General features: G+C 37.9%; 18 protein-coding genes. 13 read left to right on the forward strand and 5 right to left on the reverse strand.

The genetic code is table 11. From position 1 onward, the window contains the following. Positions 1–317 precede the first annotated feature (317 nt). Complete coding sequence (locus tag KPC_RS08825) at positions 318–1,634, forward strand: dicarboxylate/amino acid:cation symporter (protein WP_121974008.1); 1,317 nt, start codon at positions 318–320, stop codon at positions 1,632–1,634. A 91-nt stretch (positions 1,635–1,725) separates the two neighbouring features. Here KPC_RS08825 and KPC_RS08830 read toward each other — a convergent pair whose 3' ends face one another. The 3 genes from KPC_RS08830 to KPC_RS08840 all read right to left on the reverse strand — a co-directional run bounded on the left by KPC_RS08830 (position 1,726) and on the right by KPC_RS08840 (position 4,525). After that, positions 1,726–1,911 carry a DUF2783 domain-containing protein gene (locus KPC_RS08830; RefSeq protein WP_121974009.1) on the reverse strand — a complete coding sequence of 62 codons (186 nt, stop codon included), beginning with the start codon at positions 1,909–1,911 and terminating at the stop codon, positions 1,726–1,728. Further along, positions 1,908–3,614, reverse strand: coding sequence for an FAD-dependent monooxygenase (locus KPC_RS08835; protein WP_121974010.1), 1,707 nt, complete (start codon positions 3,612–3,614; stop codon positions 1,908–1,910). The genes KPC_RS08830 and KPC_RS08835 overlap by 4 nt, the downstream gene beginning before the upstream one ends. A 131-nt stretch (positions 3,615–3,745) precedes the next feature. Further along, positions 3,746–4,525 carry an IclR family transcriptional regulator gene (locus tag KPC_RS08840; RefSeq protein ID WP_121974011.1) on the reverse strand — a complete coding sequence of 260 codons (780 nt, stop codon included), beginning with the start codon at positions 4,523–4,525 and terminating at the stop codon, positions 3,746–3,748. 356 nt (positions 4,526–4,881) lie between these two features. Here KPC_RS08840 and fahA point away from each other — a divergent pair, with 356 nt between their 5' ends. From fahA to KPC_RS08855, 3 genes are read left to right on the forward strand one after another with little or no spacing between them, the layout of a single operon-like run. Beyond that, positions 4,882–6,165, forward strand: coding sequence for a fumarylacetoacetase (fahA, locus tag KPC_RS08845; protein ID WP_121974012.1), 1,284 nt, complete (start codon positions 4,882–4,884; stop codon positions 6,163–6,165). 21 nt (positions 6,166–6,186) lie between these two features. Then, on the forward strand, positions 6,187–6,834 hold the full coding sequence (gene maiA / locus KPC_RS08850; protein WP_121974013.1) for a maleylacetoacetate isomerase: 648 nt from the start codon (positions 6,187–6,189) through the stop codon (positions 6,832–6,834). Positions 6,835–6,846: 12 nt separating this feature from the next. Then, entirely contained in the window at positions 6,847–7,407 is a 561-nt protein-coding gene (locus KPC_RS08855; RefSeq protein ID WP_121974014.1) for a VOC family protein, read from the forward strand. Positions 7,408–7,534: 127 nt separating this feature from the next. Here the strand turns inward: KPC_RS08855 and KPC_RS08860 are convergent, their stop codons facing one another. Both KPC_RS08860 and KPC_RS08865 read right to left on the reverse strand, forming a co-directional pair. Further along, positions 7,535–8,320, reverse strand: a complete 786-nt coding sequence (locus KPC_RS08860; protein ID WP_121974015.1) for a 3-hydroxybutyrate dehydrogenase — start codon at positions 8,318–8,320, stop codon at positions 7,535–7,537. A gap of 36 nt (positions 8,321–8,356) precedes the next feature. Then, complete coding sequence (locus KPC_RS08865; RefSeq protein ID WP_121974016.1) at positions 8,357–9,781, reverse strand: GntP family permease; 1,425 nt, start codon at positions 9,779–9,781, stop codon at positions 8,357–8,359. Positions 9,782–10,338: 557 nt separating this feature from the next. Between KPC_RS08865 and KPC_RS08870 the strand changes: the two genes are divergently transcribed. The 9 genes from KPC_RS08870 to KPC_RS08910 all read left to right on the forward strand — a co-directional run bounded on the left by KPC_RS08870 (position 10,339) and on the right by KPC_RS08910 (position 18,050). Then, positions 10,339–11,223 (forward strand): LysR family transcriptional regulator, encoded by an 885-nt coding sequence (locus KPC_RS08870; RefSeq protein WP_121974017.1) that lies wholly within the window; start codon positions 10,339–10,341, stop codon positions 11,221–11,223. Positions 11,224–11,510: 287 nt separating this feature from the next. After that, entirely contained in the window at positions 11,511–12,212 is a 702-nt protein-coding gene (locus tag KPC_RS08875; RefSeq protein ID WP_121974018.1) for a CoA transferase subunit A, read from the forward strand. A 2-nt stretch (positions 12,213–12,214) separates the two neighbouring features. Next, on the forward strand, positions 12,215–12,859 hold the full coding sequence (locus KPC_RS08880; protein ID WP_121974019.1) for a 3-oxoacid CoA-transferase subunit B: 645 nt from the start codon (positions 12,215–12,217) through the stop codon (positions 12,857–12,859). Positions 12,860–12,964: 105 nt separating this feature from the next. After that, positions 12,965–14,143 (forward strand): thiolase family protein, encoded by a 1,179-nt coding sequence (locus KPC_RS08885; protein WP_121974020.1) that lies wholly within the window; start codon positions 12,965–12,967, stop codon positions 14,141–14,143. Between the two features lie 63 nt (positions 14,144–14,206). Next, a complete protein-coding gene (locus tag KPC_RS08890; RefSeq protein WP_121974021.1) occupies positions 14,207–14,593 on the forward strand; it encodes a carboxymuconolactone decarboxylase family protein in 387 nt (128 codons plus the stop codon). 495 nt (positions 14,594–15,088) lie between these two features. Next, positions 15,089–15,439, forward strand: a complete 351-nt coding sequence (locus KPC_RS08895; protein ID WP_121974022.1) for a hypothetical protein — start codon at positions 15,089–15,091, stop codon at positions 15,437–15,439. Position 15,440: 1 nt separating this feature from the next. Next, positions 15,441–17,114 carry a PepSY-associated TM helix domain-containing protein gene (locus KPC_RS08900; RefSeq protein ID WP_121974023.1) on the forward strand — a complete coding sequence of 558 codons (1,674 nt, stop codon included), beginning with the start codon at positions 15,441–15,443 and terminating at the stop codon, positions 17,112–17,114. Then, entirely contained in the window at positions 17,111–17,449 is a 339-nt protein-coding gene (locus tag KPC_RS08905) for a DUF3325 domain-containing protein (RefSeq protein WP_121974024.1), read from the forward strand. Before KPC_RS08900 ends, KPC_RS08905 begins: the two co-directional genes overlap by 4 nt. A 91-nt stretch (positions 17,450–17,540) precedes the next feature. Next, positions 17,541–18,050 (forward strand): tetratricopeptide repeat protein, encoded by a 510-nt coding sequence (locus KPC_RS08910; RefSeq protein ID WP_121974025.1) that lies wholly within the window; start codon positions 17,541–17,543, stop codon positions 18,048–18,050. Positions 18,051–18,135: the final 85 nt, after the last annotated feature.

Here is an 18,135-nt window from a genome sequence, read left to right on the forward strand (position 1 = left end):
ATACTAAGACCCAGCCCACGATATCAAATATAAATTTGACAATTCAACAACTTAATTAAATAAGAAATTTATAAGTTAAAACTTTAGTCTATTCTTTAACCAGAAAAATTTTATTAATCGTTATAAGTCTAAAGAAAAATGCCTCACTTATTGATTAAACCTATTTATTCTTAATTAATATTTGTGACAATTTTCAGATAATTTAAAATCGCCCTAACAAAATTTGTGCTTTTATCTCATTATTTGTTTCAAATTTCGCCACATTTGCGTAAATAAAAGTTAATCCTTATTTTTAAGGATAACGAAAAGGAGTCCTCATGGAGATTCAACTCGAGGGAAATTCTCGTCCGCCAAAGAAACAAAAATTTTACCAAATCCTCTATGTGCAAGTTATTTTTGCCATCGTGGTAGGTATTATTCTTGGACATTTTTGGCCTGACCTAGGTAAAAGTTTACAACCTCTTGGTGTAGCTTTTATTAACTTGGTAAAAATGATTATTGCTCCTGTCATCTTCTTAACAGTCGTGACGGGTATTTCCAGTATGAAACACATGGGTGCTGTAGGTCGTGTAGCTGGTAAAGCAATGTTGTATTTTATTACATTCTCTACTTTAGCTTTGATTATTGGTCTAATCGTAGCGAATATCGTACAACCAGGTCATGGTTTAAATATTGATCCGACCGTACTTGAAGCAAGTAAAGATGCAACCAAAATTTCGGGGTATGTCGAAAAAGCTCATGAAACCAGCATCGTTGGTTTCTTGATGAATATCATTCCAACAACTTTGATTAGTCCTCTTGTTGGTGGTGATATTTTACAAGTTCTTTTCGTAGCAGTACTTTTTGGTTTATCTTTAGCTGCAATCGGCGCTAAAGGTCAGCCTATTGTTGATTTTTTAAACAATTTGACAGCACCAATCTTTCAGTTAGTTGGGATGTTAATGAAATTTGCACCTATTGGTGCTTTCGGGGCAATGGCATATACCATTGGTGCTTTTGGACTAAAAAGTGTTGGTAACCTGATGTTCCTCATTTTGACGTTCTACATTACTGCATTCTTGTTCGTTGTACTGGTATTAGGTGCAGTTGCTAAATATAACGGTTTCTCAATCTTTGCCTTGATCCGTTATATTAAAGATGAATTATGGCTAGTTCTGGGTACAAGTTCTTCAGAAGCTGCTCTTCCATCTCTCATGAATAAAATGGAAAAAGCTGGTTGTGAAAAATCTGTCGTCGGTCTGGTTATTCCAACAGGTTATTCATTTAACCTTGATGGTACAAATATCTATATGACCCTGGCTGCATTATTTATCGCTCAGGCAATGAATATCGACTTGTCTTTGGGTGAACAGGTTCTTCTGTTATTAGTTGCCATGATTTCATCTAAAGGTGCTGCTGGTGTAACTGGAGCTGGCTTCATTACTTTAGCGGCAACTTTGGCGGTCGTTCCTAGCGTTCCTGTAATTGGCATGATGCTCATTCTGGGTATCGACCGCTTTATGTCTGAGTGCCGTGCGTTAACCAATTTAGTTGGTAATGCCTGTGCAACTATTGTTGTTGCACGTTGGGAAAAAGCACTTGATGAAGAACAACTTAAACTTGTTTTAAGCAAGAAAGCTGACGATGCTGCTTAATCATTGATTTTTTGATCAAAAAAGGAAGCCTAAGTGCTTCCTTTTTTCAATCCATGTTTTTATAAATAAAATTGATCTTCACACCAAAAACTTAACTTTCAAAAACTTTTGCCTGATTAATCAACTGAACAAACACTGCAGCATCCTGTATCTGATTAGCACTTAAAAGTGCGAGTTTAACTAGAAACAATTGACGTTTGTCTTCTGTTAAACCATCAATACTTTCAGCTAAATGGTCGTAAACTTTTTCCAAATCAGGAATTGAAATCGAACTCATACTGCAACTCCTTGTGATGAGTTAAGAAATTGATCAAAAGTATTGATGAATATATTTTCACGATATTGCAACCAGCGTCCATTAATATGATGATCGGGACGAACTAAATAGATCGTTCCATTTCCGGCAAAATATCGTTCATTTGCATCGATTATTGAAATGGGCAATATCTGATCTGCACCTTGAACATTTTGCCCCTTCATCGCAAATGCAATGGTTTTAAGTGGGATTCCCCGTTTTTTCAATCCATTAACTTCATTTATAAGTACAGCATCTAACTGTGTTTCTTCTGTAAAAATAATGAGACTAAAATGACCAGTGATATGGTCATACAAATACTGGTCACCAGTTTTATAATTAGGAAATAATGCACCATTTTCTGTTGTCTCGTTCATCAAAGCATTATCATCACATTGACTGTTTAATGGTGAATGAGTATATGCATGTGGTCTAGAAGTTCGCCAATGGTAAAGTGGTCGTACAAACTCATGCTCTAAAGACAATGACAAAACAGCATTTCGAAGTAAATGAAACCCTTTTGTCGGTGGAGCCATAAAACGTGTGGACTTCCCTGCTTCAGCAATAATTTCCCGAGCTGCACCAACACGATCAAAAGTATAACTTTCAAGCAATTTTTCTGATGCCCATCCTTGTATTACAGCTGCCAATTTCCAGGATAAATCCAGAGCATCCTGAAAACCAGTATTTGCACCACGTACACCAAAAATCGGAAGTAAATGTGCTGCATCACCTACAAACATGATGCGGTTATGTACATAATTGTCTAAAGTTAATGCTCGAGCCGAATACACTGTACTCCAGTCCATCTCCCATTCAAGATGATCCATACCAATCATTTTTAGCTGATCATTTACTGCTTTACTCAGATTTTCTGGCTTAAGTGCTTCTTCAGGGCTAACACTTGGATCAAGCTGATAATCAAAACGCCAGATATCATCAGGTTCTCGATGCATTAAAATAGTATTTCCCGGATTCCAGTCGGGAGAGAAAAAAGCCAGTCGCTCTGTTGGGTAATCCAGTTTGATACGGATATCTGCGATAACAAAGCGTCCCTCATAACTTGCACCTTGCATACGCAGTTTCATACCCTCACGGATAGGTGAGCGCCCACCATCAGCAGCAATGACCCAATTCGATTTATGTAAATATTGCCCTTCTGGTGTGTCTATCGTTAATGTAACAATATTATTTTCTTGTTGTGTTGCGACAACTTTATTCCCCCAACGTATCTCAATATCAGGGTTTTGCTGTATTTTCTTAAGTAAAAAATCTTCCAGAAAATTTTGCTGTAAATTATTCAGGGGGGCAAACTGATCATGTTCACTGGTCGGTGAAGCCATTCGAAAAACAGTTTTACCTTTATAAATTGAATTCCCGTGTGTCCAGGGTAATGCTTTACTCATAATAGATTCAGCAGCACCAACAGCTTGTAAAATTTCCATTGAGCGTTTGGTATATACAAGTGCCCGACTTCCCTCTGAGAGCTGACGTTCAGCTGAAATCAAAATCACTTGTACACCATGTTCAGCGAGTGCAAGCGCCGTCGTCATACCAATTGGCCCGGCTCCGACTATCGTTACTGTTGTAGTATCCGTGATGACATCCATTGCAGAATGAAAATATGGAAACACTTCATATGTGTAATACAGCGAATTTCTTGGCATTGCTGCTGGAAAGTGCATATCGAACTCCTTGTCCTTACCTTTTATCCTTTTTCAGGAAGTTACTCCCAAAATCCTTTTCCTTCACATCACTGTTGAATTATTTAAAACATCCACACCCGACATACGAATAAGCTATTAAAATTACTGGATTATCTCTGTGTAATGAATTGCGTCAATGCAGAAGCAGTATCTTTCAATGCCAGCATCCATTGATGGGTTAAATCTATTGGCAAATGTGCTTCGCTACCTAAGGCTGCTATACAAAACTCAACCTCGCCATGAATATTAAATACAGGTACACAAGCGGCATTTACCCCTGCCAACAAATCTCCTGAAACCGTAGCGATTCCTTGCCCAACTATGACCGATTTCATTTTTTGAAATTCTTCCCAATTAGCAGGATGTACGTTCAAGCCCTGATTGTTCTTTTCTTGCCATTCTTGTTCTAACAATGGTTTGATCACATTTTCAGGCATGAATGCTGAATATGCACGACCAGTTGCCGAATTTAACAATGGCATAATCGAACCAACACGTGTAATCACGGATACTGGTTGATTCGGTTCTATCCACTGGACAATCAAAGGACCTTGCGATGTCCATTTACTAATCTGTAACCCGCAATCCAGTTGGCGATGCAAATCATAAATCATTGGCTGAGCAGCCTGGATTGCATCTGTTCTCTGGATAAAACTCAAACCTAAACGCCATGCCTGATCACCTAAGGCATACCGGCCATCATCTAGTTGTCTGGCATAATTCATACGTACCAAACTCACAACATAGCGATGAACTTTCGCAGGATGCATTGAAAGTTTTTCAGCCAGCTCTTTTAACATCATCGGTGAGCGCCCAGCAATTAAGGCATCTAAAACACATAAACCCACCTCTAAAGACTGTACGCCGCCCTGAGTTTTTTCTTCTATCATTAAACTTTTACTCTTCATTGAATGACTAGCATTCTACTCGAAGCAAAATCATTTCAAACCCGGTACTTCAGAAATAAATGACAGTTGCTAGTCAGCATCTATACTTTAATTTCTTCAATCAACTAAATTACGTTATTCATAATTTAGTTATGTATTGCGTAATTTATAAAACTGAGTATGATAGGATTAATTGCAAAAATCAAGACCCCAAATATATTTGTACAAAAAACCAACTAAGCTAATGATTTTTATTTAATTTGTTCATATAGCAAACATAAATGATTTGATTTATTGCTTAGCCCATATATGCGTTCAATAGCAGGATTGCTGAGTTGAAAGTGACAAGGAATATTTAAATGAAGAGTCAGTTAAAATCATTTATTGAAGTAGATAAAAATTCGGATTTTCCAATCCAAAACCTGCCCTATGGTGTCTTTAGCACATTACCAGAAAAGCGTCGTCGCATAGGAGTTGCTCTGGGTGAATGGGTAATAGACCTTGCTGTACTAGAGGAAAATGGCTTTTTAAAAATTCAGGATGGCGAAAGTTATTTTAATCAACCAACCTTAAACAAGTTCATAGAATCAGGAAAATCAAACTGGTCAAAAATACGGGCAGAACTGCAAGCCTTGCTTTCAAGCGAGACCACAACATTACGTGATAATCACGAATTACGTAGCAAAGTATTTTTAAAACAAACTGAAGTTATTTTACATTTGCCAGTCCACATTTCAGGCTATACAGACTTTTATTCATCTAAAGAACATGCAACCAATGTCGGCAGTATGTTTCGTGATCCCAAAAATGCGTTACTTGCCAACTGGTCAGAACTGCCAGTCGGTTATAATGGACGGGCGAGCTCAGTTGTCCTAAGTGGTACAGATATCGTCCGCCCATCAGGTCAAATCAAACTGCCAGAATCAGAAAGACCTGTCTTTTCAGCCTGCCGGAAACTCGACTTTGAGCTTGAGACTGGATTTATTGTCGGTAGATCAAATGCGCTCGGAGAGCCTGTTCCTATAGAAATTGCATGGGATCATATTTTTGGAATGGTTTTGTTTAATGACTGGTCAGCTCGTGATATTCAACAATGGGAATATGTTCCTTTAGGGCCATTCAATGCAAAAACTTTTGCTTCTTCGATTTCTCCCTGGATTGTAACCTTAGAAGCTTTAGAACCATTCAAAACCAGCTCACCTGTTCAACACCCCAAACCTCTAGCCTATCTACAGGAAGATCATCACAACAATAGTTATGACATACATTTATCTGTTGAAATTCAGGCGGAAGGTCAGCCCCAGACAGATATTATTTGTCAAACCAATTTTAGACATATGTACTGGTCCATGGCTCAGCAACTGACTCACCATACGATTTCAGGTTGTAACCTACAAGTTGGTGACCTTATGGGGTCTGGCACTATTTCTGGACCTACACCTGATTCATATGGTTCATTGCTAGAATTAACATGGAATACAACCAAACCGCTTACACTTTCAAATGGTCAACAACGAGGCTTTTTAGAAGATGGCGATACCCTGACCATAAAAGGTTATTGTGAAAAAGAAGGTTTACGTATCGGCTTTGGCGAAGTTTCAGGAAAAATTCTTCCTGCGATTCAGTTTGAATTTTCAGAATGATCATCAACTCCGGATTTAGAAATGAAACTTTATAGCTATTTTCGAAGTTCTGCCGCATACCGTGTCCGTATTGCACTTGAGCTAAAAGGGCTAAACGCCGAAATTATTCCTGTACATTTACTCAATAATGGTGGTGAACAGCATAGTGAAACGTACAAACAGATCAATCCGAGTGAACTTTTACCCGTCCTGATTGATGATCATTTTACACTTGCCCAATCTTTGAGTATTTTGGAATATCTGGAAGACAAATATCCGCACCCTCCGCTTCTTCCAGATACGATTGAAACACGTGCATTAACTCGTGCTTTCTGCTTAAACATTGCGTGTGATATTCATCCATTAAACAATTTGCGTGTCTTACAGTATTTAAAGAAGACGTTAAATGTTTCTGAGCAGGATAAAAATATCTGGTACAGACACTGGATCGAAGTCGGCTTTCAAAGTCTGGAACAACAACTTTCAGATTCTAATGGCAAATTTTGTTTTACAAATAAGCCTACTTTTGCAGATTGTTGCCTGATTCCACAAGTTTATAACGCTTTACGCTTTGATATCGATCTCGATCATTTTCCCAAAATACAGTCCATTTACCAACATTGCCTCACATTCGAAGCATTTCAAAAAGCTGCACCTGAAGCACAAATTGATGCAACCTCATTTAAATAAGGATATTTAAAAATGGCAATTCAAATCGAACAAATTCATCATGTTGCCTACCGCTGTAAAGATGCCAGAGAAACTGTCGAATGGTATCAAAAGAACCTCAACATGAATTTTATTCTCGCGTTTGCAGAGGATCATGTTCCATCAACAAAAGCATTTGATCCGTATATGCATTTATTTCTGGATGCTGGGAATGGTAATGTGCTGGCTTTTTTTGAACTACCAACTCAACCTGAGATGGGACGTGATGAAAACACCCCGAAATGGGTTCAGCACATCGCATTAAGAGTAAAAAATCGAGATGCTTTGCTTGAGGCAAAAGCACATTTGGAAAATAATGGAATCGACGTCTTAGGTGTGACAAATCATGGCATTTTCCATTCAATTTACTTTTTTGATCCAAATGGACATCGTCTGGAACTGACTTATGACGATCCCAAAGCTCAAGAAAAAATAGCGATGATTACCGAGGAAATGAAACGTGAAATGTTAGATGAATGGAGTAAAACCAAACGCGCACCACATCATACTCATTTTTTACATGCGGATGAACTGGATACTGTCAAAGCAGAGTAAATATTCAAATCCTGCACAGTCTCCCTCCTTTTCAAAGAAGCGAGATTGTGCAAAAAATTAGGTTTAAACTTTTATACTTTTCCCTGTTCTGGAAACATAAACTAAATAGCTTCAAATCAAAAAAAGATTATTGAGCTGTATAACCACCATCCATTACAACTGCCTGTCCAGTTATGCCCCCAGCCTTTTCACTTGCAAGGAAAATGGCATAATCTGCAATTTCTTCTACACTAAGTAAACGTTTTTGTGGCACCATAGCCAATATCACATCTTCTAAGGCACTGGTTTCACTTACATTTCGTGTCTTTGCCAAATCCGAAATTTGTCCACGAACTAATGGCGTATCTACATAACCTGGGCATAGTGCATTGACTGTAATCCCATCCCTTGCTGCTTCTAGTGCTGCAACTTTGGTTAAACCGATTACTCCATGTTTAGCACTGTTATATCCAGCCTTACCCGCAAAACCAATCAGACCATTAATGGATGCCATATTGATAATACGTCCATATTTTTGTGCTTTCATGATTGGAAAAGCATGTTTAATACCAACAAATGAACCAACCAGCATCACATTTAATAGTTTTTGAAATGTTTCTGTTGGGAAATCTTCAATTGCTGCAACATGCTGAAATCCTGCATTGTTGATCAGAATATCCAAACGACCAAATGTTTGGTGTGCCTGTTCGATAGCTGCTTGATATGCCTGTTCATTACTCACATCACACGGAGCAGCCAAAGCCTCGTGACCATCTGCTTTTAATGTAGCAACAGCCTCATCACATTTTTCAACATTCAAGTCAGAAATCACAACTTTTGCACCTTCATGTGCAAATTTTTTAGCAATTTCCAAACCTATGCCGCTTGCAGAACCTGTAATAAATGCAACCTTATCTTTTAATAATTGACTCATTTGATATTCCTTTTTTTGTTGACTTGCAATTGAAAATTAAACGATTCCAAACCAGCTAAATGCAGCGATTGCAACAAATACAGCAGCCGTTTTAATGACTGTAATCATAAAAATATCTTTGTATGACTGTTTATGTGTAAGACCTGTAACCGCAAGCAAGGTAATGACTGCACCATTATGCGGTAAAGTATCCATACCGCCTGATGCCATCGCAACAATACGATGCATCACCTCCGCAGGTATACCCAGCGCTGTGATTGCGGCATTATACTGATCAGCCATCGCACTTAGCGCAATGCTCATCCCGCCAGAAGCTGATCCTGTAACCCCAGCCAGAACTGTTGTCGTAACAGCGCCATTGACCAGAGGATTGGTAAAAGTATGCCCCAAAGCATGACTGATAATCGCAAAGCCAGGTAAAGCAGCAATAATCGCTCCAAAACCATATTCAGAAGCCGTGTTCATGACCGCCAGTAATGAACCACCAATACTGGCATTGACACCCTCTTTAAAGCTGCTATAAACACGCTTATAGTCGAACATGATGGCAGTAATAATTCCAACAATCAGGGCTAAACCAACAGCCCAGATTGCAGAAGTTTTCGCAATATCGACAGAATAATTTGCCAGACCAATTGCATTAAAATCAAAACCATCTGGATACCAGGTTTTGATGGCAGTTGATAAATATTTGTTCATCACCGCAACCAAAATCAGTGGGATAAATGCAACAAACTGACGTAGTACGGTTCCGTTATGTTTAGGATCAATATCGGTATCCAGCGCTTTCTTTTCAGCATCAGTTAAATGAATACCAGAATCATAACCCTCACCGTTTTTCGCTGCGACACGGCGACGCCATTCCAGATAGCTTAGACCTAAAATCAGGACAAAAATAGCACCAAGGATACCCAAAAAAGGTGCTGCATAAATATCTGTACCAAAAAACGTTGTTGGAATGACATTCTGGATTTGTGGTGTACCAGGAAGTGCATCCATGGTAAAAGAGAATGCACCTAGGGCAATCGTACCTGGAATCAGTTTTTTAGGGATATTCCCTTGCCTAAATAACTGATTTGCAAATGGATAAACAGCAAATACCACAACAAAAAGACTGACACCACTATACGTTAAAATCGCGCCTAGAAGCACCACTGTAAGCATTGCATTTTTTGAACCGATCAGATTCACAATCGTCTTGGCGATGGATTCTGCAATACCCGACATTTCGACAACTTTACCAAAGATTGCGCCGAGTAAAAAAACCAGAAAGTAGTCTTTGATAAAACCAACCATCTTCGGCATGAACACACCCGAATAAAATGGTAAAACGTTTGCAGGATTAATCAATAAAACTGCAAGTAAAGCACATATCGGAGCCATCAGAATAACTGAAAATCCCCGATAGGCTGTAAACATTAATAACCCAAGGGAAAGTAAAATTACACCTAATTCCCACATATTCTTTTGCTCCATCCTTAAAGATTATCTGCCGGGTTTAACCTAAATATTTTCTACAAATTGTTTTAGGTTTTCCCAACCATCATTTCATTTAATCCAAAAATGAATATCACCTTAAAACGACTACAAAACAATCATTTCAGGCTTTTCAAAGTCCCAGTTATGTCCTGTCTGAGACATTCATATCCAAATAATTGTCAGAACTATAATCCAAATATAAATTTTCATTATTTTAAAATTTTTATTGAATAATTTAAAAAATTGATCAATCAAGTTTTATTTGAATAAAGTGAATAAAATCAGTATTCAAAAAAATGCATATTTTGTATGAATAAGAAAAAAATATTATTTAAAGGCCGAATGGCTGCTCCAGTACACTCACTGCTTTAATATGAAATAACATGTACGCATATTCCGTATTTTGTTTATACTCTATAAGAAGATGGCATCTAATGTGATGAATCTTTTTTTCATGTAAATCAATTAACTGATTTCAAAATTTTCATTAGCATTGACATTGGATTTGTGAACAAATCCTGTTTTCTCAGGTTTAAATAATGACACTCAAACAGCTAAAAGCTTTTCTTGTTCTCGCTCGTACATTGAACTATGCCAATGCTGCAAACGAACTGTGCTTAAGCCAGTCTGCTTTAAGTTTAAGTATCAAAAGTCTAGAAGAAGAATTGGGTGGAAAATTATTTAAACGTAATACTCGCCGTGTTGAGATGACACTTGAAGGCGAATCACTCATTCCTTATGCAAAAAAGCTTTTAGCAAACTGGGAAGATATGGAAAAAGACGTTAAACAACGTTTTAAATTGAATAGAGGGACTTTAAACATTGCTTCCATGCCCTTTGCAACTCATGCGATCTTACCCGAAGTTATGCATCGTTTTTTAAAAGATCATCCCAATATCAATTTTTCCATTCATGATATTCCAAATGAAAAAATCATAGAAAATGTTCAGGAAGGAATTTTTGAATTAGGGCTATGTTTTGAGCCACCGCAAAATGATCAACTCACGTTCAAGCCATTATTTAATGAAGATTTTCTAGCACTTTTCCCTAAAGATCATGCTTTAGCAAATCAATCGCATGTAACATGGAAAGAATTGTGCACCTACCCCTTTATTACATTACAACACCCATCTATTATCAGACGAGTTGTTGAGCAAAACTGTGCCAGAAACAATCAAGTTCTTGACTTGAAAGTAGAGTGTCATCAGATCAGCTCTCTCTCTCATTTTGTTGCTTATGGCATGGGGGTAAGTGCAATTCCAAGGCATTTTCAAAATTTTATTGATAAAGAACATAATGTTTTAGTTGAAATAGACGATGAAAATATACACATTCCAGTCGGTATTGTTTATAAAAAAGATTTTTCAATTTCAAATATTTCCTCACAATTTATACAAACCTTATTAGACCATCCATTTACCTGAAAACACATTGAGCTAATGAGTAAGAAAAAATGGAAGCTATTTACATCATCTTATTTGTAGTTGATCTGATCATTTAAGATAATATTTTTGTATAACCACAAGGCCTCTATCATCCAGGAATTTTTTAGTTATTGTTAAACATAATTAATTTCAAATATTATTTATCCAAATCCACGATTTCCAGCAGATTAATGAGTTTTTCTTATTACACATTTGAAAGATTTAATTTCTAAAAAAAACCAAGTAATGCTAATAATAAAAACACTAATGGATATAGAGTTATAACGATGAATAAAGTTGTCGCTAGCGCACGTGAAGCTTTGGCTGATGTCGTTGCTAATAACCAGATTTTAGCCGTCGGCGGTTTTGGTTTATGTGGTATTCCTGAAGCGCTTATTGATGCTTTGAAAGAAACAGGAGTTACAGGCTTAACCTGTATTTCAAACAATGCCGGCATTGATGATTTCGGTTTAGGTAAGTTATTACAAACCAAGCAAATCAAGAAAATGATCGCCTCTTATGTCGGTGAAAATAAAGAATTCGAACGCCAATATTTAAATGGTGAACTTGAAGTTGAACTTACACCACAAGGTACATTAGCTGAAAAATTGCGTGCTGGTGGTGCAGGTATCCCTGCTTTTTTTACCCAGACAGGTGTCGGTACTCTGATTGCTGAAGGTAAGGAAGTCCGAGAATTTGATGGTAAAGAATATATTCTGGAAACTGCATTAATTGCTGATGTTGCCTTGGTAAAAGCCTATAAAGCAGATAAGGCAGGAAATCTAGTTTTCCGTAAAACAGCACGTAATTTTAATCCAGAATGTGCAATGGCTGGAAAATTTACTATCGTGGAAGTTGAAGAAATTGTTGAAATCGGTGAGTTAGATCCAGATTCGATTCATCTGCCCGGGATTTATGTTAATCGTGTGGTTTTAAATGCCCATCCGGAAAAACGTATTGAACAATTGACTTTAAAGGCGGAGGCGTAATCATGGCATGGACTCGTAATGAAATGGCTGAACGCGCTGCGCTTGAGCTTGAAGATGGTTTCTACGTTAATCTTGGTATCGGCTTACCAACACTGGTTGCAAACTATATTCCTGATCATATCAATGTCTGGCTCCAGTCTGAAAACGGCTTGCTCGGAATTGGGGAGTTTCCAACTCAAGATACAGTTGATGCTGACTTAATTAATGCTGGTAAACAAACTGTTACTGCACGTAAAGGTGCTGCTTTTTTCTCTAGCTCGGAATCCTTTGCCATGATTCGTGGCGGTAAGGTCAATATCGCCATCTTGGGTGCCATGGAAGTATCACAAACGGGTGATTTGGCAAACTGGATGATTCCAGGCAAAAAAGTCAAAGGCATGGGCGGTGCCATGGATCTGGTTGCTGGTGTACAGAAAGTTGTTGTACTGATGGAACACAATGCCAAAGACGGTAGCGCTAAAATAGTCCCACAATGTTCATTACCCCTTACAGGAAAAGGTGTTGTAAACCGTATTATTTCTGACTTAGGTGTAATGGATATTACTGAAAATGGTATTAAACTGATTGAACTTGCAAAAGATGTCAGTCTAGAACAAATCCAGGCTGCCACAGGTGTCGAGTTAGATACTTCTGATTTAGCTGTTTGATTTCTATAATTTCATAGACAATCTTTCAAAGCAGCTCAGGCTGCTTTGATTTTGTTAATTCATATAAAAAAACCTTTCGCTAATAAAGCGCGCGGAGAAATAAAGATGGAAAATATTGTAATTGTGGCTGCGAGCCGTACAGCAATGGGAAGTTTTCAAGGAAGTTTATCAAGCTTGACTGCTCCAGATCTGGGTTCAGTAGCAATTCAAAAAGCAGTAGAACAAGCGAATATTCCAGTCAATGATATTGATGAAGTCATCATGGGTTGTGTATTACCTGCTGGTGTGAAACAAGGACCAGCTCGTCAGGCAATGCGCAAAGCGGGGCTACCTGATCATGTTGGGGCAACTACAATTAATAAAGTCTGTGGTTCTGGTATGAAAGCGACCATGCAGGCTTCTGATGCGATTAAAGCCGGCAGTGTTCATATTGTGGTTGTTGGTGGTATGGAATCAATGAGTAATGCACCCTACTTACTCCCTAAAGCACGAACAGGCTATCGTATGGGGCATGGGCAAGTGATTGATCACATGTTCCTGGATGGATTAGAAGATGCATACACTGGTCGTGCCATGGGAACTTTTGCTCAGGATATGGCAGATAAAAAAGGCTATACCCGTGAACAAATGGATGAATTTGCTATCCGCTCACTCACCCGTGCCCAAAAAGCAATTTCAGAAGGTTATTTCAAAGATGAAATCGCTGCTGTGACTGTGACTAGCCGTAAAGGTGATGTCATCGTCGAACACGATGAAAACCCAGGCAATGCAAAAATTGATAAAATACCGACACTTCGTCCTGCTTTTGCTAAAGATGGGACTGTCACCGCAGCGAATTCAAGTTCAATCAGTGATGGAGCTTCAGCATTAATTGTAACCTCTGAAACAGAAGCAAATAAGCGTGGTTTAAAAGCACTTGCTGAAATCAAGGCATACGCAACCAATTCCCAGCTCCCAGAAGAATTTACTATCGCTCCAGTAGGTGCAATTGAAAAAGTACTGAATCAAACAGGCTGGAAAGCTGAAGATGTAGATTTATGGGAAATCAATGAAGCTTTTGCTATGGTCACCATGGCGGCAATTGATGCATTTAATCTAGACCCAGAAAAAGTCAATATCAATGGTGGAGCATGTGCCCTTGGTCACCCACTTGGCTCATCAGGTTCACGTATCATCGTTACCCTGATATATGCATTGAAACGTTTAGGCAAGACCAAAGGAATTGCTGCACTTTGTATCGGTGGTGGTGAAGCGACAGCTATTGCAATCGAACTACGACCATAAAACTATATGCAAAAAGTGATAAAAGTCTAAACTTTTATCACTTTTTTATTTTCTGAGAAAAGTATGTCAAAACAAGATTATGAAAATGGTTTAAAAGTCCGTACTGAAGTGATGGGTGAAAGCTTTGTTAAACGTGCACAGGATAACACTGTTCCATTTACACAACCTCTTCAGGACTGGATTAATGAACATGCATGGGGATCAACTTGGCAACGTGAAGGTGTTTTACCACGAAAATATCGCTCATTGATCACCATCGCTTTTTTAACCGCTCAAAAAAGCCCGACAGAGCTTAAAGGTCACGTTCGCGGGGCACTGAATAATGGTGCCACTGTTGAAGAAATCCAAGAAGTTCTATTACATAGCCTTCCTTATTGTGGCGCACCAGCAACTCAGGAAGCCTTTCGTGCTGCACTTGAAGTCATCAATGAGTATCAAAAGACTGAATAGACGGAAAGAGAAGTTTAACGGGTTTTTAGACTTCTCTCCCTACAAGAGATTAAAGCTACAAGAACCCTAGAAACTTTCAAAAGCTATTCAACAATAAAACACATGTAATTCATTTATATACTTATTAATTTTAAAACTTCAAATATTCCACTACCGTTACTATAGAGTGTCCAAGTACCAATTGTTCCTCAATAATTTTATACAATTCTGATTGAAAGAGTGAATTAGCAATTGGGCTTCTTCTTTTGCCGTAAAATCTGACTCAGGTATTTTCCCACTTTGATGATAAAACTTTATTTAGTTTATTAACTATCCATATCCGAAAAAGCTTTTTCAACATCCATTGTTAAATTATGGTTGTATTCCCCTTATCTTTTGAACTATTTAATAAAATTAAAAAATCAAGATATTCAATAAATTGACTTTTATATTTAAATGATAATTGTTATTATTTGCATTACTTTTATTAAAACTTTCCTGCGGTTTAAGCTTCATATGAATAGCCAAGCAGACCTTGATCAGCTAGAAGGAATCAATCCCTCTATTCGTCCTGCAAAAAAGACTCAGCAAAAATCTCTCATACCTTATCGTTTGATGATTTTCTATCGCTTTATTTTAGCTACTTTCGGTGGGTATTTACTCGCTGCACTATCAGCAGTTGTGATTGCAAAGGTTTTTTCCGACTATAGAGCCAGTGCAGTCATGTCTGCGACGCTTTTCGCTTTTGCAATCCATACAGCAGCATTTATATGGGTATTCATGGTCAATAAGACACTCAAAGCCACTCTGGGCATCATGTTGCCTATCCTGTTCCTTTTTATAATCAATCTAGTATCAGGAACATAAAATGCGAGTAGATGCAAAAATCGAAGGACCTCGCCAATCCATGTCATGGTTACATACATGGGCTAGTCTCATTTTGGGTTGGTTACTTTATGCGATCTTTTTAACAGGAACCTTGAGTTTCTTTCAAAACGAAATTAGTGTTTGGATGAAGCCAGAAACCCATCAATCTGTCCCTCCCATATCACAAGTTGAACAGGCTCAGGTTGCATTAAACTATCTACAGCAACATTCAGGAAATGCAGGTAGCTGGGCAATTTCCCTGCCTAACTCAAGGCAAACAACAACTGAGCTGAGCATACGTAAACAGGGTGAAGACCCTCGGGCACGTCGAGGTGGTGAACGTGTTACCCTAGATAGTGCCACAGGTGAAGTCATACAGGCACGAGAAACCCGTGGCGGCGGATTTCTCTACCGCTTCCATTTCGAGTTATATGGTCTAGATCGTATATGGGCTCGCTGGATTGTAGGTTTTGCAACATTACTGATGATGGTTGCCATTATTAGCGGTATTATTACTCACAAAAAGATTTTTAGTGACTTTTTCACTTTCCGTTCAGGTAAAGGTCAGCGTTCGTGGCTAGATGCTCATAATGCTACCGCAGTTTTTGCCCTTCCCTTTCATATCATGATTACTTTCAGTGGCTTATTGTTACTGATGTTTATTTTAATGCCTTGGGGGATAAATCAAGTCTATGAAAGTCGTCAAGCATTTTTACAGGATCAGCGCGGCGCTTCAACTCAAACCCGTGACAATAAAATACATGATGGTCAGAAACATGCTGAAAAACGTCAGGGGCGTAATCGATCAGAAATTAAACCTGCTGCATTGGCAAATATTCAACCAATTATTACCTATACACAGGCACAGTGGAAAACCAATCAAATTGCATCAATCAATATTATTGCTCCAAATACAAATAAGGCAACTATTGAGATCAGAGCTGCTCATCCTGAAAGTTTAATTAGCCGCAATATTTATCCATCTTTAAAATTTGATGGGACAACAGGTAAGCTACTTGCCCAGCAGGAAGAAGCACCCAAAACCACAATTCCAATGGGTATTTATAATGTTGTAACCGTATTACATGAAGCAAGAGGTTTAGATACTGCACTTCGTTGGTTACTATTTTTATCTGGTGTCATTGGAACATTAATGGTCGCTACCGGTTTAATTCTCTGGTGTGTCAAACGTGCTCCCCAGCAACAAAAACAAGGTCATAAGTCTTTTGGTTATCGGCTTGTAGAAATCACCAATATTGCAGCCATTATTGGATTACCTATTGCTACAGCAGCTTATTTTTATGCTAATCGCTTTATTCCAGCAGATTTTGTGATGCGGTTAAATTGGGAAATACGTATATTTTTTATTGTCTGGTTATTTACATTTATTTATGCAGTGATACGTCCAAATAAAAAAGCTTGGCTGGAATTATTAGCGATCGCTACGATAGCTTATACCTTGTTACCATTCCTGAACTTTTTTACAGGTGGAAATGCATTATGGAGCAGTATATCAAATGCTCAGTGGATGATTGCCAGTTTTGATTTGATGGTTTGGATTTTAGCACTCATCTTCTTGTTTATTTTTTACAAAGTTAAAAAACATAAAGGATTGATGAACAAAAAAACCAAGATATCTCAAACGGTTACTTCTGCACAGGAGTCACAAGTATGATCTGGTTTTTATTTATCTGGTCAATCAGTACTTTAGGTTTTTTTTGTTTAGCCAGCTCTATGTCCAAACACCAAAAACAAATTTTTGGCGATACCTTAGAACTAGGGAAAACTTCTATCGCTAAAATTTCAGGTTGGATTTTGCTGATTGCCGCTTTGATTTTATGTATTTACCATGACAACATCAGTATAGCGATAAGTTACTGGCTTGGCTCTTTGACCTTTGCTGCATTATTTGTTGTATGGTGCTTAAGTTATTTTGCAGGAAAAATTAAAAAAATTGCTGTAGCGTGTACCATCTTGGCACTATTGAGTGCTGCTATATTAATTATTTAAATCAATGCCAATTTCTTAAAGCCAATCACCAGATTGGCTTTTTTTATGTAAAACATTTAGGCTATATATATCCTCTTGTAAATATTATGTTATGACAGATCTTGAAATCCCAACAGAATTATTCAATCGTGCATCTGCTGGTCAAGCCGATGCACAATTTGCTTTAGCAGAACTTTATATGCAAAGTGAAAATGATGATCATATTGAATTGGCTGAGGAGTGGGCATTAAAAGCAGCACAATTAGGGTATGTCGATGCAATGTACTGGCTCGGAGAGGGTTATGCCGTTTATGCGAAAGATATCTGTGAAGAAGATCCTGAAGAATCTAAAACTTACTTTGAATATGCTTATCACTGGCTAAAGCAAGCCTCTGAGCTTAAATACCCTGCTGCATATTTAGAACTTGCCAGCTTTTATCGTAATGGTCATGTTGTTGAAAAAGACATTGTTAAGTCTATCGGGTTACTCGAACAAGCAGCCAAACTTGGGGAAGTTCAAGCCATGCGTGATTTGGCTTGTATTTATGAATATGGTTTAGGCGTAGAAATTGATGAAAAAAAGGCTGAACTCTGGTCTGTGAAAGCGCAAAACTTTAGCTAAATTGGACTTTATTATATAAAGTCGTCACATAACCAGATTATCTACAGAACAAGTTAAACAAAATTTAATTTTAAAAACATATAAT

This window comes from Acinetobacter stercoris (genome assembly GCF_900323515.1).
GTDB lineage: Bacteria > Pseudomonadota > Gammaproteobacteria > Pseudomonadales > Moraxellaceae > Acinetobacter > Acinetobacter stercoris.